General features: G+C 72.2%; 15 protein-coding genes and 1 pseudogene. 9 read left to right on the forward strand and 7 right to left on the reverse strand.

The features are described from left to right. The first annotated feature begins 129 nt into the window (after positions 1 to 129). Both IE178_RS10880 and IE178_RS10885 read left to right on the forward strand, forming a co-directional pair. Entirely contained in the window at positions 130 to 813 is a 684-nt protein-coding gene (locus IE178_RS10880) for an ATP-binding protein (RefSeq protein ID WP_184763478.1), read from the forward strand. After that, positions 810 to 1,250 carry a hypothetical protein gene (locus tag IE178_RS10885; protein WP_193512096.1) on the forward strand — a complete coding sequence of 147 codons (441 nt, stop codon included), beginning with the start codon at positions 810 to 812 and terminating at the stop codon, positions 1,248 to 1,250. Before IE178_RS10880 ends, IE178_RS10885 begins: the two co-directional genes overlap by 4 nt. 33 nt (positions 1,251 to 1,283) lie before the next feature. On the opposite strand, the gene IE178_RS10890 is transcribed toward IE178_RS10885, so the two are convergent. From IE178_RS10890 to IE178_RS10900, 3 genes are all read right to left on the reverse strand, one after another. Next, positions 1,284 to 1,466: a DUF8839 family protein gene (locus IE178_RS10890; RefSeq protein WP_078903445.1), complete on the reverse strand. Its 183-nt coding sequence runs from the start codon at positions 1,464 to 1,466 to the stop codon at positions 1,284 to 1,286. A 156-nt stretch (positions 1,467 to 1,622) separates the two neighbouring features. Beyond that, the gene (locus tag IE178_RS10895) at positions 1,623 to 2,312 is read right to left on the reverse strand and encodes a DUF899 domain-containing protein (RefSeq protein ID WP_193512097.1); all 690 of its coding nucleotides are present in this window, start codon (positions 2,310 to 2,312) and stop codon (positions 1,623 to 1,625) included. A 191-nt stretch (positions 2,313 to 2,503) separates the two neighbouring features. Further along, positions 2,504 to 3,868 carry an amidohydrolase gene (locus tag IE178_RS10900; RefSeq protein WP_184763475.1) on the reverse strand — a complete coding sequence of 455 codons (1,365 nt, stop codon included), beginning with the start codon at positions 3,866 to 3,868 and terminating at the stop codon, positions 2,504 to 2,506. A 133-nt stretch (positions 3,869 to 4,001) separates the two neighbouring features. Here IE178_RS10900 and IE178_RS10905 point away from each other — a divergent pair, with 133 nt between their 5' ends. Beyond that, entirely contained in the window at positions 4,002 to 4,958 is a 957-nt protein-coding gene (locus tag IE178_RS10905; protein WP_193512098.1) for an endonuclease/exonuclease/phosphatase family protein, read from the forward strand. Between the two features lie 14 nt (positions 4,959 to 4,972). On the opposite strand, the gene IE178_RS10910 is transcribed toward IE178_RS10905, so the two are convergent. Beyond that, positions 4,973 to 6,838, reverse strand: coding sequence for an FUSC family protein (locus IE178_RS10910; protein ID WP_193512099.1), 1,866 nt, complete (start codon positions 6,836 to 6,838; stop codon positions 4,973 to 4,975). A gap of 185 nt (positions 6,839 to 7,023) precedes the next feature. Here IE178_RS10910 and IE178_RS35840 point away from each other — a divergent pair, with 185 nt between their 5' ends. After that, the gene (locus tag IE178_RS35840) at positions 7,024 to 7,302 is read left to right on the forward strand and encodes a hypothetical protein (protein WP_318279979.1); all 279 of its coding nucleotides are present in this window, start codon (positions 7,024 to 7,026) and stop codon (positions 7,300 to 7,302) included. On the opposite strand, the gene IE178_RS10920 is transcribed toward IE178_RS35840, so the two are convergent. Beyond that, the gene (locus IE178_RS10920) at positions 7,291 to 8,055 is read right to left on the reverse strand and encodes a nucleotidyltransferase domain-containing protein (protein WP_193512100.1); all 765 of its coding nucleotides are present in this window, start codon (positions 8,053 to 8,055) and stop codon (positions 7,291 to 7,293) included. The genes IE178_RS35840 and IE178_RS10920 overlap by 12 nt on opposite strands. Before the next feature lie 216 nt (positions 8,056 to 8,271). Between IE178_RS10920 and IE178_RS10925 the strand changes: the two genes are divergently transcribed. Continuing rightward, positions 8,272 to 9,159: an MIP/aquaporin family protein gene (locus tag IE178_RS10925; RefSeq protein WP_318279980.1), complete on the forward strand. Its 888-nt coding sequence runs from the start codon at positions 8,272 to 8,274 to the stop codon at positions 9,157 to 9,159. A gap of 241 nt (positions 9,160 to 9,400) precedes the next feature. Next, complete coding sequence (glpK, locus tag IE178_RS10930; RefSeq protein ID WP_193512101.1) at positions 9,401 to 10,918, forward strand: glycerol kinase GlpK; 1,518 nt, start codon at positions 9,401 to 9,403, stop codon at positions 10,916 to 10,918. Between the two features lie 34 nt (positions 10,919 to 10,952). Here the strand turns inward: glpK and IE178_RS10935 are convergent, their stop codons facing one another. Continuing rightward, positions 10,953 to 11,144, reverse strand: coding sequence for a hypothetical protein (locus tag IE178_RS10935; protein WP_145869913.1), 192 nt, complete (start codon positions 11,142 to 11,144; stop codon positions 10,953 to 10,955). A 175-nt stretch (positions 11,145 to 11,319) separates the two neighbouring features. On the opposite strand from IE178_RS10935, the gene IE178_RS10940 reads away from it, so the two are divergent. From IE178_RS10940 to IE178_RS10950, 3 genes and pseudogenes are all read left to right on the forward strand, one after another. Continuing rightward, the gene (locus IE178_RS10940) at positions 11,320 to 12,453 is read left to right on the forward strand and encodes a glutathione-independent formaldehyde dehydrogenase (RefSeq protein WP_193512102.1); all 1,134 of its coding nucleotides are present in this window, start codon (positions 11,320 to 11,322) and stop codon (positions 12,451 to 12,453) included. Positions 12,454 to 12,553: 100 nt separating this feature from the next. Further along, positions 12,554 to 12,739 (forward strand): annotated as a pseudogene (locus IE178_RS10945) (RidA family protein); the annotation flags it as partial. Positions 12,740 to 12,777: 38 nt separating this feature from the next. Further along, positions 12,778 to 13,254 (forward strand): GNAT family N-acetyltransferase, encoded by a 477-nt coding sequence (locus tag IE178_RS10950; protein WP_193512104.1) that lies wholly within the window; start codon positions 12,778 to 12,780, stop codon positions 13,252 to 13,254. A 50-nt stretch (positions 13,255 to 13,304) separates the two neighbouring features. On the opposite strand, the gene pip is transcribed toward IE178_RS10950, so the two are convergent. Beyond that, positions 13,305 to 14,267 (reverse strand): prolyl aminopeptidase, encoded by a 963-nt coding sequence (gene pip / locus IE178_RS10955; RefSeq protein ID WP_193512105.1) that lies wholly within the window; start codon positions 14,265 to 14,267, stop codon positions 13,305 to 13,307. Positions 14,268 to 14,279 lie beyond the last annotated feature (12 nt).

Consider the following 14,279-nt stretch of genomic DNA (forward strand, 5'->3'; position numbering starts at 1 on the left):
CCTTCGGTAATCCCAACTGGCGCCGCGCGAGGTGCTGTTGCGAGCAGTGTGCCACGCCCGTCCAGACCGTCACACAGCACTCTGCATTTTTCAGAGTGACACTTGCCAAGTGTTCACGGCGGGGCGATAGTGGCAAGCGTGATTCCGTCCGCGCCCTTAGGAACAGAAGCCACCGCCGCCGGCTCCATCGGCCTCGGTGCCGTCGCGGGAGCCGCCTCCTCCGGGGCCGCTGCCGAGCGCCGGTTCCGTTTCGAGCTGGCCGCCCATCCGGGTTCCCCGGCTCAGGCCAGACGCCTGACAAGGGCGCGACTGACCGGCTGGTCGGTCTGCGAGGACACCTGTGACACAGCGGCCCTGGTCGTCTCCGAACTGGTCACGAACGCCATCGTGCACACGGCGAGCAGCCACATAGTCTGCGAGCTGCACGACGGCGGCGATCTCGTGCGCATAGCCGTGCGCGACGAGGGCTGCGCACCGGGCCGGCCGAGGGCGAACACCCGGCAGCGGCCGGAGGAGGAGCACGGGAGGGGACTGCTTCTCGTCGACGCCCTGTGTCACTCGTGGGGCGCCCACGAGCACGGTCCCGGGCTGCTGGTCTGGGCCGATCTGCCCCGCACGGCGGACACCTCGCGCGACCCCGCGGAGCCGCACGACGACCTTGGCTGGGGCGCGCGCCCGAAGCCCGGACGGGCCGGCGGCTCGGACGAGGGCGACGGCGACGACGCGGACAAGGCCGGCCGGCCGCGCCGGCCGGCCGGGAACCGGGGCACACCCCCGAGTCAGCGCACCCACCGGAACGGAGGACGGGCGTGACGGGGACGTCCGGCGTTCCCGCGCTGAGCCTCGACTCGCTGGTCCGCCTCCAGCGCCGACGGCAGACCCCCGGCGTCCCCCGGCGACTGCCGGTACCCGACGGCATGACGGCCCCCATGGGCTGCGACGCGGTGGCGGTCCCCGCCCGCTTCGGCCCGCTGGTGATACCCCGGCTGCCGCGCGTGGGCTGCGTCTACGCCGATGACGCGCACTGGTGGTGGCTGGTCCCGTCCGACTCCGACTACGCCCTGGAGTGGCCCGCCCCCGCGCGCTACGCCGCCGGCGCCGTGCTCGCGGACGCCGATGCCCCGAACCTGCCCGGCCTGATCCACCGCCCCGACGGCACGCTCCCCTACACGCCGCCGATACCGCTCTACCTCGCCCTGTGCCGCCTGACGGGGACGACCCCCACCTGGTCCCGCCCGGTCACCGCGTAACCGCCCGGCGGGCGGCCCTGCGCCGACGTTCGCTCACGCCGTCGCATCACCGCCGCCGTCGCCGCGGACGATCACCAGGAACATGTCGGTCGCGAGGTCCATGACAACCTCGGCGGGCAGGCCCTCCAGGCGCCGCGCGTGCGCGAACTCCTCCGCCGGCCATGACCCACGCGGTCCACCTGCGGGAAAGCGTTCGAGCACCGTTCGCCCGTTCACCCTGCCACCTCCATGCAGCGTTGTACTCGTAGAGTTAAACGCCAACCATGGGGCGAACACCTCGCTCAGTGACGGTACTGAGACGTACTTGACACCGGTTCACCGCCAAGTGTGAGCGGGCTCTCAGCTTTTCGGAGCAATCCGTCACCTTCCGTATCAGTCGTCGTACTCGTCGTGATAGCGGATGCGCTCACTTCCCGCAGGCGCCCCGAAGGCCGACGCGCGTCCCTCGGGTTCCTCCCACTCCTCCTGCCGGCCGAGCGCGGTGAGGTCCAGCAGACTGGTGGTCGAGCCGAGTCCGTCCAGGCCGCGTCCGTAGGTCGAGTAGGTGTGGAAGACCTGGTCGCCGTCGCGCAGGAAGCAGCTGAGGCCGGGCCGCTCGACCAGCTCCCCGCCGTGTTCGAGGGTCACCTCGAAGTCCTCGTTGAAGTCGCCGGAGGACGAGGAGTACCAGGGCAGCGTCCAGCCCATCCGCGCCTTGAACGGCAGGATCTTGGTGTACGGCGCCCGGGAGACGGCCGCGAACGTGGTGCCCCGGGCCTTGAGGTGGGCGAGATGCCCGATCTGGTCCAGGAACGCGGAGCAGCCGCGGCACCCGGCGTCCCAGTCGGGGGCGAACATGAAGTGGTGGACGACGAGCTGCTGCCGCCCCTCGAACAGATCGAGCAGCGTGGCCTTGCCGTCACCGCCCTCGAACACGTACTCCCGGTCGATCCGGACCATGGGCAGCCGGCGCCGCTCCGCGCTCAGCGCGTCCCGCGCGCGTGTGACGACCTTCTCCTTGACCAGCAGTTCCTCACGCGCCGCACGCCACTCGGCGCGCGAAACGATCTCCGGAAGCGACATGGATCCTCCTGTGCGACGGTCCCGTTGCGGAAGGTGACTCCCGGCCCGTGCGGAACTCATCGCTCCCTCGCGGATGTTTTCCGGGCTTCGGGTGTCGCACCCCTGGATCACTTCGGGTGCGGCACTCCCGGGTCCGTTTCAGGAGTCGTACGCCCGCGTCCGCTTCGGGAGTCGTACGCCTGCGTCCGCTCTCAGGTGTCGTACTGCTGGATCCGCCGGCCGTGACTCCGGTCGACGAGCGCGGGCAGCCGCTCGCCCAGCTCCCGTACCACCGCCGGGACGTCGATCGTGAGCAGTTCCCGGTCGCGCATGAGGATCCGGCCGTCGACGACGGTCGTACGGACGTCGGCGGAGCGTGCGCTGTGCACCAGGGTCGCGGCGAGGTCGTGCACCGGCTGGGTGTGCGGGCCGGTCAGGTCGACGAGGACGATGTCGGCGCGGCGGCCGGGCGCGACGCTGCCGACGCTCTCGCCGAGGCCGACCGCGCGGGCGCTCTGCAGCGTGGCGTGGTGCAGGGCCTGACGGCAGGTCAGCCAGCGGGGGTCGTCCTCCGTCGACTTCTGGATCAGGGAGGTGAGCGCCATCGCCTCCCACACGTCGAGGGAGTTGTTGGAGGCGGCGCCGTCCGTGGCGAGTCCGACCGGGACGCCGATGCCGCGCAGCGCGCGGACGGGGGTGGTGGTGGGCCAGGCGAACTTGAGGTAGCCGCGGGGTGCGGTGGCCACCGCGGTACGGCCGTCCGCGCGCTCCAGCAGCGGCAGGTCGCTCTCGACGATGCCGGTGCCGTGGGCGATGAGCACATCGGTGTCGAGGACGCCGGTGCGGTGCAGGACCTCGATGGGGGTGACGCCGTGCCGGGCCAGGCTGGTCTCGGTCTGGTCGCGGTTCTCGGCCGCGTGCAGATGCACGGGCAGCCCGTGCGCGCGGGCCAGTTCGGCGGTGGCGGCGAGATCGGCGTCGTCCACGGTGTAGGGGGCGTGCGGGGCGAGTGCGGTGGTGACGCGTCCGTCGGCCGAGCCCCGGTGCCGCAGCGCGAACTCCAGCGACCGTTCCCGCCCTCGGGGTCCCTGGGACGAGAAGTAGGCCTCGCCCAGCAGCGCCCGCATCCCGCACTCGGCGACCACGGCGGCGACCGTGTCCATGGCGAAGTAGTGGTCGGCGAAGCAGGTGACGCCGCCCCGGATCATCTCCGCGCAGGCGAGCCGCGCGCCCAGCTCGACGTCCCGCTCGGTGAGGTTGGACTCCACCGGCCAGACGACGTCGTTGAACCACTCGTCGGTCGGCAGGTCCTCGGCGAGACCGCGCAGGGCCACCATCGGGGCGTGCGTATGACAGTTGATCAGGCCCGGCAGCGCGACCTGCCCACGGGCGTCGATCCACTCGTCGGCCGCCCGGCCCGCGACCGCCTCGGCGCCGGTCACCTCCGCCACGACCCCGTCGCGTACGACGATCGCCGCGTCCTGCGCGAATCCGATCCCTTCTTGATCGTCGTGCGTGAGGACAGTGCATCCGGTGATGATGAGTCCGGCGGGACTCTCCACGGCAGAGGGCGTCATCACGTCAACGTACGACGCGCTCCTGACCCGGGGTGAGCCGAACCTCGACATCCTGTCGCGGTTCTGTCGCGGGGCGGGCCGGGCGCGCACCCCGGCCTCACCACGAGCCCGCCCACGGCTGAAAGGGGCCCGCATGCTCCTCGGCACCTGGAATCTGGAGAACCTCTACCGGCCCGGCGGCCCCTTCGGGCCCGAGGACGAGGCCGCGTACGCATCGAAGCTGGCCTCGCTCGCCGCCGTGATCACGGAGCTCGATCCGGCGCTGCTCGGGGTGCAGGAGGTCGGCGACCCCGGCGCGCTGGAGGACCTGGCCGGGATGCTGGACGACGACTGGCGGATCGCCCTGTCCGAGCACGCGGACAGCCGGGGCATACGGGTCGGCTTCCTGAGCCGTACGGACCCGACGGTGGTCGCCGACACCGTGGCGTTCCCGGCGGAGCTGCTGCCGGTGCAGGCGGACGACGCGGGGCTGACGGCCGGGCAGGCGGGCCGGGGCTTCCTCGCGGTGGAGGTGGCGGGCGACGGCGACGGGCCGCCGCTGCGGGTGGCGGTGTGCCATCTGAAGTCGAAGCTGCTGTCGTATCCGAACGGCCGTTTCCATCCGCGTGACGAGGGTGAACGGGCCCGCTACGGCGCGTACGCACTGTACCGGCGGGCGGCGGAGGCGGTGGCCCTGCGCGCGCTGGCGGACGAGTTGCTGGACGGCGACGGGCGGGACCGGGACGTGGCGGTGCTCGGCGACCTCAACGACGAGGTGCAGGCGGCGACCACCCAGATCCTGCTCGGCCCGCCCGGCTCGGAGATCGGCACGCCCGGCTACGACCGCCCGGACGACGGCGACGCGTTCCGGCTGTGGGACGTGGCTCCGCTCATCCCCGCCGCGCAGCGCTATTCGCGGGTGAACTTCGGTCGCCGGGAGCTGATCGACCATGTGCTGCTCAGTCACCGGCTGGTGCGTCGGGTGACGGTGGCGGGCACGGGCCTGCCGGACGAGGTCCCGCCGCGGCTGCCGTCGGTCGGTCCCGACCCCGCGGAGCGGCGCGGGGTGGCGGGGTCGGACCACGCGCCGGTGTGGGTGCGCGTCGGGTGAGACCGGCCGCCGGCTCAGCCGGCGACGGGCAGGTCCGACGGACGGAGCCCCACGCGGTCGCGGCGGAGGGCGAGTTCGTCCTGGAGCTCGGCGAGTCGCCGGACGTGCCGGGGGTCGAGCCCGCCGGTGTCGTCGAGCTGGACGGCGCAGGCGGTGGTGGTGTCGACGAGCCGTTCGAGGGTGGTGGCGATCTCGTCGGCGCCGTCCGCGTGCCGGGCGAGCGGCGGGAGCTCGGCGGAGGCGAGGGCGATGGCGGTACGGGCCTCCGCGAGGGTGCGATAGGCCTCGCGGCGCAGGGCCCAGCGGGCGGCGCGGTCGCCGGACTCACCGAGCACGTGGTCGAGATACGCCCGGGCGGCTCCGCCCGCTTCCGCGAGCCGGGCGCGGATGGCGTCGCCGCGCTGTCCCGGCATCGGGAGGTGGCCGACGACCAGCACGACGGCGCAGGCCAGCAGCGTCTCGGCGATCCGGCCGACGGAGGCCTGGGGTTCGCCGCCGACCATCACGAGGGCCAGCACGAGCACGGTGACGACGGCGGTCTGCGCGGCGAAGTGCCGGGTCGCGACGGGGATCAGCGCCCCGCTGAGGGCGACCAGCGCGATGAGCCCTTCCGGCCGGGGCAGCACCGCGGCGAACCCGGCGAAGAGGAGCGCCCCGAGGACCGTTCCGGCGGCCCGGGAGAGCACCCGGGAGGCGAGCGGTCCGAGGTCGGGCTTGACGAGGAAGACGGCGGTGGCGGGCAGCCAGTACCAGTGCTCGTGCTGCCCGTACCAGCGGGCGTGGTGCAGGGCCTGGGCGATGGCGGCGCTCGCCCCGAAGCAGAGGGCGACCCGGATGCCATACTCGCGGCCGCGCGCGCCGAGGACGGTGCGGGCGCGGGCGGCGCGGGACCGCTTGCGGCTGTGCAGGTCGCCGCCGTCCGCCCGGTCGAAGGCCTCGGCGGCGTTCAGGAGGGCGTCGTCGAGGGCGCGCAGCGCGGGAGCGGACCGGGAGGGGGCGGGCAGCGGCCCGGTGGGGGTGTTGCCGCGCACGGCGGCGGCGAGGCGCCGAGGTCCCTCGGACGCGCGGGCCGGTACGGCCTCCTCCGCCCAGGCCAGCGCGGTCGCCGCCTCGGCGAGCGGCAGCGCGGCGGCGTACTGCGCGTGCAGCCGCCGCTCGGCCGCGGACGAGGCGTACCGCCGCAGCCGGGGACCGGCGAGCGCGTCCTGCGCCTGGTCGAGGGCGGCGGTGAGCGCGGCCCGCCGTGCGGTGGCCGTCTGCGAGCCGGTCGCGTCGAGCAGCGCGGCGACGGCGTCGTACACCCCGGCGACGGCGTGCCGCTCCCCGTCGAACCGGAAGCCGAGCCGGAAGTCCCCGGCGAGCGAACCCGGGGTGGGCAGTGCCAGCCGCAGCAGGAGCAGCCACCCGGCACCGGCGAGGAAGGCGAGCGCCCGCTGCCATCCCGGCTCGGGCAACGGCATCCCGGCGCCGACGGCCGCGCCGACCAGCAGCTGCGTGCCGACGGCGGAACCCACCGGCCCCAGCGCGCTGACCCCGCCGGCGACCAGACCGAGACCGGTCAGCACCACCGTGAGCAGCACGGCCGGGACGTGGTCCCCGGCATACGTCCCGGCGACCAGCCCGGCCGCCCCCGCGAGCGCGGGTCCGCCGATCCGCCCGACCGAGGCCCGCCTGCTCCCCGGCCGGTCGTTGATCCCGGCGAACATGGCCCCGATGGCGGCGACGACACCGAGCGTGGGCCGCCCGCCGAGCACGGCCGCGAGCAGCAGGGGCCCGCCGCCCAGCGCGCCCCGCACGACCGCGCTCCAGGAGACCGGTCCGCGCTGGGCTCGCAGGGCATGGGCCAGCCACGGGGGTAGGGCGCGGGCGGGGCGGGTCACGGGGCTCCAGTGGTCGCGTCGGGGGTGGATTAGCTCACGGGCGACGGTGACCGGGCCGAGGGGAACGCGTCCTCCACGGTAGGCGGCGTTGTCGGAAGGGGGCGAACGAGCGTGTTTCGGGCAGGTGACGATGCGGGCGCGAGACGCCTTCTCTGTGAACGCAACCCGGGCCGGGCGTCCTTCCGGTGGACGAACGGACCCGGCCCTTCGGATGGACCAGGACCGCGGACCCGATCATCGACGGCGGCCTGCTCCTGGTGGACGCCCTCGCGGACGGCTGGGGCGTCATGCCCCGTCCCGCCGGCCCCGGCAAGACGGTAGGGCAGGTGCGCCGGTGTCCCGACCGGCACGGGGCCGGCCGGAACACCACCGTCACCGTTCGGGGCGACGGCTCGGCCCGGAGCCGGTCCGGCGTGCCGGGCCGGCTCCTCGAACCTTGGCACGCCGCGGAGTCAGCGCGGTGACGCCGCGAACAGCGCCTCCGCGTCGGCGACGGCGGCGCTGAGCGACTCCGGGTTGTCCCGCATCCGGGCGAGGATGCCGTCCACGCCCCTAAGTCCCGCGCGGTCGAGCAGCCGCTTCTCGTTGGTGACCCACTCGCCGCGTGCGGCCAGCACGGCGTGCCCGCTGTGCAGCGCCGCTGTGGCGATGGCCCCGGCGACCTCGGTGAGACGGCCGTGCGGGGCGTGGTGCGCACGCGCGTAGGCGAGCGTCGCGGCGGCCGTACCGCGCCAGTGTTCGGGAGCGGTGCCGCGCAGCGCGTCCGGGTATGCGGCGGGGCGGGGCAGTTCGCCGCGCAGCACCTCGTTGATCGCGAGCTCGGCGATCACCAGGTAGGTCGGGATGCCCGCCAGGTGGAACATCAGCGGTTCGACGCGGAAGCGGCCCGCCTCCGCCTCCGCCAGTTCGTGCTCGACGACGTCGAGATCGCGGTAGTGGACGTCGACCCGGCGCCCGTCGATGGTCAGCCAGGCACCCCCGTTGAAGACGCCGCCGCCCCATGCTCCGATCTCGGAGACCTCCCCCGCCCAGCCGACCGCGCGCAGGTCGTCCGGGTCGAAGGCGCCCCGGTAGTAGATCGCCATGTCCCAGTCGCTGTCGGTCCGGTGGGTGCCCTGGGCGCGGGACCCGCCGAGGGCGATCGCCCGGACGGTGGGCAGGCCGGCGAGACGGTCGGCGGTGGCGTCGAGGAAGGCCTGGTCCGTGCGGGAGTGCATGCTGCGGGCTCCTGTCGGTCGGGGCGGAACGCGGCGGACCCGCGAGCGTACAGGGGAGGCCGGCCGCCGATGACCGCGGGCGCGGGCGGATGAGCGCTGTCGCGCGCATTGCTCTGTTGGGAGGAATTGTGGCGCTCGGCGCGCCCTATCCCTCCGGTACACCTACGCTTCCGTTGAGGGAGGGAAGGCCCGTGCCATTCCAGCCGAGGAGAGCCGATGGCTGAACGCATTGCACGTCGACGCGGTTACCGAAAAGGCCTCGGCGGTGAGATGCTCGCCGAATTCCTGGGGACTTTCGTACTGATTCTGTTGGGAGTCGGGTCGGTTGCTGTCGCTGTTGTCGGTCTGCCAGGATCAGGCCGGCAAGTGGTGGAGTTCGGACCCGCCAACTGGCTCATCATCTCCTGGGGCTGGGGTCTCGCCGTGGTGTTCGCCATCTACGTGGCCGGCGGTATCAGCGGCGCCCACGTCAATCCCGCGGTGACGCTGGCCTTCGCCGTACGCAGGGACTTCCCCTGGCGGAAGGTCCTGCCCTACTGGCTGGCGCAGGTCGTCGGCGCCTTCGTCGCCGCCGCGCTCGTCTACGCGTGCTACCGGTGGGCGATCGACGCGGCGGACGCCAAGGCGGGGGTCCCGCGGGACGAATCGCTGGCGACCTACTCGATCTTCGCCACATTCCCCGCCGAATACTTCGGGGATTCGTGGTGGGGCCCCCTGCTCGACCAGATGGTGGGGACCGGAATCCTCCTCCTGCTGGTCTGCGCACTCATCGACACCCGCAATACGGCTCCGATGTCGAATCTCCACCCGTTTCTCATCGGCCTGGTGGTCGTCGCGATCGGTATGACGTTCGGCACCAATGCCGGATACGCGATCAATCCCGCACGCGACTTCGGACCCCGGCTGTTCACTTTCTTCGAAGGCTGGGGTTCGATCGCCCTGCCCGGGACCTTCGGATGGTTCAGCGGGTACTGGTGGATCCCCATCGTCGGCCCCCTTATCGGTGGAGTGCTCGGCGCCTGGGTGTACGACCTGCTCATCAGCCCGGTGATCAAGGCCAGGTCGGAGGCGGCCGAGGAGGGCCCGGCCACCGAACAGCCCTAGGCGGTGCCGGATCAGGCCGACTCCGCCGAAACGGCGCCTTGCGGCCGAGCCGAGCCGGGTCCGGTGCGTGCGGCCGCGAGGCGGAGGAGGGCGCCGGGGCGGAGCCCCGGCAACCGACGACAACACGGCAGACGCGCGTGCCGGGCCCCGCTCGGCTCGGCACGATCCGAACGACACCGCCCAGGCACACACAGGCCTGCCCGGTCACGAGAAGAGCGGTCACGAGAAGAGGTGGCGAACGATGCCCGAATTCGTCGGCGCGGTGGACCAGGGAACCACCAGCACGCGCTTCATGATCTTCGATCACGCCGGCAACGAGGTGGCGAGGCACCAGCTCGAGCACCGCCAGATCCTGCCGCGGTCGGGTTGGGTGGAGCACGACCCCGTGGAGATCTGGGAGCGCACCAACACGGTGATCCAGAACGCTCTGCGGGACGGGGGGCTGTCGGCCACCGATCTGCAGGCGATCGGCATCACCAACCAGCGCGAGACGACCGTGGTCTGGGACCCGCGCACCGGCCGCCCGTACTACAACGCCATCGTCTGGCAGGACACCCGCACCGACAGCATCGCCGCGGCCCTCGATCGTGACGGCCGGGGCGCGATCATCCGCCACAAGGCCGGCCTGCCGCCCGCCACCTACTTCTCCGGCGGCAAGATCAAGTGGCTGCTGGAGAACGTGGACGGACTGCGCGAGGCCGCCGAGGCGGGCCACGCCCTGTTCGGCAACACGGACGCCTGGGTGCTGTGGAATCTCACCGGAGGGCCCAACGGTGGCGTGCACGCCACCGACGTGACCAACGCCAGCCGCACCATGCTGATGAATCTGGAGACCCTCGACTGGGACGAGGAACTGCTGGACATCTTCGGCATCCCGCGCGCGATGCTGCCGGTCATCCGCCCCTCGTCCGATCCCGAGGCGTACGGCCGGGCCCGTTCCTCCCGGCCGCTGAGCGCCGCCGTCCCGATCACCGGCGTACTCGGCGACCAGCAGGCCGCGACCGTCGGCCAGGTCTGCTTCTCCCCCGGCGAGGCCAAGAACACCTACGGCACCGGCAACTTCCTGGTGCTGAACACGGGCACGGAACTGGTGCGTTCGCGGCACGGGCTGCTGACGACGGTGGCGTACCAGTTCGCGGGCAGCCCGGTGATCTACGCGCTGGAGGGATCCATCGCCGTCACCGGCGCGGCCGTGCAGTGGCTGCGCGACCAGCTGAAGATCATCAGGAGCGCCGCGGACAGCGAACAGCTGGCGCGTTCGGTGGACGACAACGGCGGGATGTACTTCGTTCCGGCCTTCTCCGGTCTGTTCGCCCCCTACTGGCGCTCGGACGCCCGTGGCGCCATCGTGGGGCTGGCTCGCTACAACACCGGGGGTCACATCGCGCGGGCCACACTGGAGGCCATCTGCTACCAGAGCCGCGACGTGGTCGAGGCCATGGAACAGGACTCGGGCGTGCACCTGGACGTCCTCAAGGTCGACGGCGGCGTGACCGCGAACGACCTGTGCATGCAGATCCAGGCCGACGTACTGGGTGTGCCGGTCAGCCGTCCCGTGGTGGCCGAGACCACCGCACTGGGCGCCGCGTACGCCGCCGGGCTCGCGACCGGCTTCTGGCGGGACACCGACGAGCTGCGCTCGCACTGGCAGGAGTCGAAGCGCTGGAGCCCACAATGGAGCGAGGAACGGCGCCGGGACGGCTACCAGGACTGGAAGCGGGCCGTGGAGCGCACCCTGGACTGGGTCCACGTCACCTGACGGGGGTCAGCGGGCAGGGGGAGACGGACCAAGGTCAGCGGTCCGCGATGTCCTCGCGCAAACCGTCGGAGAACTCCCACCACGACAGAGGCAGCCAGTCTCCGTCGACGAAGGCGTCGACCGTCGCGCCGCGACCACGGACAGTCACGGTCGTGCCCGGCGGATAAGTGGTGCCGGACAGCCCGGGCACGGGGACAAGCAGGGTTCCCAGCCGCTGCGCCGCCATGTCCACCCCTCTCCATTCTCGGTACGACTCTCGGTACGACGTCGGACGTTATGCATGCGGATATTACCGGCTTGCCCCATCGAGCAGACCGGAGAATCATGAGATATCGGTCACGCGGAGAGTCGGGAGGGGCGCGGCAACCGGACACGTACGCCATCGAGCGGAGGTCGTAGCCATGAAGGCCGTCGTGTACAAGGGACCGTTCGAGGTAGCGGTCGAAGACGTCGAGAATCCCACCATCCAGCATCCGAACGACGTGATCGTACGGGTCACGTCCACCGCGATCTGCGGTTCCGATCTGCACATGTACGAGGGACGCACCGCCGCCGAGCCCGGCATCACCTTCGGCCACGAGAACATGGGAACCGTCGCGGAAGTCGGCCAGGGCGTCACGTCGCTCAAGGAGGGCGACCGCGTGGTCATGCCCTTCAACGTCGCCTGCGGATTCTGCACCAACTGCGTCGAGGGCTTCACCGGTTACTGTCTGACCGTCAATCCCGGCTTCCCGGGCGGCGCTTACGGCTACGTCGCCATGGGGCCCTGGAAGGGCGGCCAGGCCGAATCCCTCCGCGTTCCCTACGCCGACTTCAACTGTCTGAAGCTGCCGCCGGGAAAGGAGCACGAGAACGACTTCGTACTGCTCGCCGACATCTTCCCCACGGGCTACCACGGCTGCGAACTCGCCCAGGTCCGCCCCGGCGAGAGCGTCACGGTGTACGGCGCGGGGCCGGTCGGGCTCATGGCCGCCTACTCGGCTCTGCTGCGCGGCGCGAGCAAGGTGTTCGTCGTGGACCGGGTTCCCGAGCGGCTGCAGAAGGCCGAGGAGATCGGCGCGGTGCCGATCAACTTCGCCGAGGGCGACCCGGTCGAGCAGATCCACGAGCAGACCGACGGAACCGGCACCGACAAGGGCATCGACGCCGTGGGCTACCAGGCGGCGGCGCGCGGCACGGACCGCGAGGAACCGGCGACCGTCCTGAACTCACTCGTGCGTACGGTCAGGGCCACCGGAGCGCTCGGCGTGCCCGGCCTCTACGTCCCGTCCGATCCGGGCGGCCCGGACGAGCAGGCCCGGCAGGGCATGCTCCTCGTCTCGATCGGCAAGCTCTTCGAGAAGGGTCTGCGGGTGGGGACGGGACAGTGCAACGTGAAGCGCTACAACCGGTACCTGCGGGACATGATCATCGAGGGGAGGGCCAAGCCCAGCTTCGTCGTCTCCCACGAACTGCCCCTGGATCAGGCGCCGTCGGCCTACGACAAGTTCGACAAGCGGATCGAGGGCTACACGAAGGTGGTGCTGCACCCGTAGTTGCACCGCACGCGGGGCGGCGGGGAAAAACCGGATGCGGCGACCGGCCCGAAGACGGACCATCGGCGGGTCGACCGATCGCCGCCCCAGGAGGGCCCCGATGATCCAGCGCGTCACCGTGCCCGGCCTGTTCCCGCCGCCCGGCCATGCCCATGCCTCCGTCGTCGAGGCGGGAACCGGGCTCGCCTTCCTGGCGGGGTCCGTCCCGCTCGACGGGGACGGAGAGCTGTTCGGTGAGGGAGACCCGGTCCGCCGGGCCGAGCAGGTGGCGGGACAGCTGGTGGAGATCACGGCCACGGCCGTCGTACCCGAGGACGCGCGTCCGTGAGCGGGGACGACAGGGCGCAGGTCCTGCTGCGGCGGGCGACGAGTGCCGACGCCCGGGCCGTGGCCGACGTGTGGTTGCGGTCCTTCGCCGCCGCCCTGCCCACGGTCGTCAGGCCCCACTCCGACGACGAGGTGCGCGCCCACTTCCGCGACGTGGTGCTCCCCGCGGCGGAGACGTGGGTGGCGCAGGCGGAACCGTCGGACGGCGGCGCGGTCGTCGGGGTGATGGTGCTGGAAGGGGAAGAGCTCTCCCAGCTCCATCTCGCACCGGAACGGCGTGGGCACGGCATCGGCGACCGGTTCGTCCGGCTCGCCAAGGAGCGCCGTCCTCGGGGGCTGAGCCTGTGGACCTTCCAGGTCAACACTCCCGCCCACCGCTTCTACGAGCGGCACGGTTTCACGGCCGTCGAGTGGACGGACGGCTCCGGCAACGAGGAACGGGAGCCGGACGTGCGGTACGCGTGGCGGCCGTAAGGCCGGCCTTTCAGGCTCCGCGCGTACCTGTCAGGTGCCGCGCGTACCTCTCAGGCGCCGCGCGCGTACCTGTCCGTCGCCGCCACCAGTGCGTCGTCGCCGACCGCTCCGGCGTCGTGGCCCGCCTCGTCGACGATCACCAGCTCGCTGTCCGGCCAGGCGTGGTGGAGCCGCCAGACGATACCGAGGAGGTTGCCGAAGTCGAGGCTGCCCTGCACGAGGGTGCCGGGGATGCCCTTGAGGAGGTGGGCGTCCCGCAGGACCACGCCCTCGTCGTTGCCCTCGCCGAGGAAGTGGTCGTTGCCCCAGTAGTGCGTGACGGTCCGCGCGAAGCCCCTGCGGAACTCGGGGTCCTCGAACCGGGCGACCGAACCGGGCGGCGCGGGGATCGTCGCCGTCTCCCAGTCGGTCCAGGCCCGCGCGGCGCGTTCCCTGACCTCCGGGTCGGGCGACTCGAGCAGCCTGTTGTACGCGGCGGCCGGATTGCCGTCGCGCTCGTCGGCGGGCAGTCCGGCGAGGAAATCCTCGAAGGCCTCCGGGAAGATCTGCCCCAACCCACGGGTCAGCAGGGCCACTTCGGCGTTGGAGCCGATGGCGACTCCGGTCAGTACCAGCTCGGACACGACCCCGGGATGCGTCTGCGCGTACCGCAGTCCCAGGGCCGAGCCCCACGACAGGCCCCACACCAGCCACCGCTCGATCCCCAGGTGGGCGCGCAGCCGCTCCAGGTCCGCCATGACGTGGGCGGTGGTGTTGACGCTCATGTCGGTGGCGGGGTCGCTCGCGGGAGGTGTCGACCGTCCGGCGCCGCGCTGGTCGAGCAGCACGACGCGGTACGCGGCGGGGTCGAAGTAGCGCCGGTAGTTGGGGCGCACGCCGCTTCCCGGACCGCCGTGCAGCACCAGCGCCGGCTTGCCCCGCGGGTTCCCGCAGGTCTCCCAGTAGACGCGGTTGCCGTCTCCGACGTCGAGCATGCCGTGGTCGTACGGTTCGATCTCCGGATACAAGCCCATCGGAGCACCGTA

It is taken from the genome of Streptomyces griseoloalbus (assembly GCA_014650015.1).
GTDB classification, from domain to species: domain Bacteria; phylum Actinomycetota; class Actinomycetes; order Streptomycetales; family Streptomycetaceae; genus Streptomyces; species Streptomyces griseoloalbus.

Excerpts from the sequence above, each read along its gene's own strand:
- IE178_RS10895 (WP_193512097.1), bottom strand. The coding sequence starts at position 2,312 with ATGTCGCTTCCGGAGATCGTTTCGCGCGCCGAGTGGCGTGCGGCGCGT.
- IE178_RS10900 (WP_184763475.1), bottom strand. The coding sequence starts at position 3,868 with ATGACGCCCTCTGCCGTGGAGAGTCCCGCCGGACTCATCATCACCGGA.
- IE178_RS10905 (WP_193512098.1), top strand. The coding sequence starts at position 4,002 with ATGCTCCTCGGCACCTGGAATCTGGAGAACCTCTACCGGCCCGGCGGC.
- IE178_RS10920 (WP_193512100.1), bottom strand. The coding sequence starts at position 8,055 with ATGCACTCCCGCACGGACCAGGCCTTCCTCGACGCCACCGCCGACCGT.
- IE178_RS10925 (WP_318279980.1), top strand. The coding sequence starts at position 8,272 with ATGGCTGAACGCATTGCACGTCGACGCGGTTACCGAAAAGGCCTCGGC.
- glpK (WP_193512101.1), top strand. The coding sequence starts at position 9,401 with ATGCCCGAATTCGTCGGCGCGGTGGACCAGGGAACCACCAGCACGCGC.
- IE178_RS10935 (WP_145869913.1), bottom strand. The coding sequence starts at position 11,144 with ATGGCGGCGCAGCGGCTGGGAACCCTGCTTGTCCCCGTGCCCGGGCTG.
- IE178_RS10940 (WP_193512102.1), top strand. The coding sequence starts at position 11,320 with ATGAAGGCCGTCGTGTACAAGGGACCGTTCGAGGTAGCGGTCGAAGAC.
- pip (WP_193512105.1), bottom strand. The coding sequence starts at position 14,267 with ATGGGCTTGTATCCGGAGATCGAACCGTACGACCACGGCATGCTCGAC.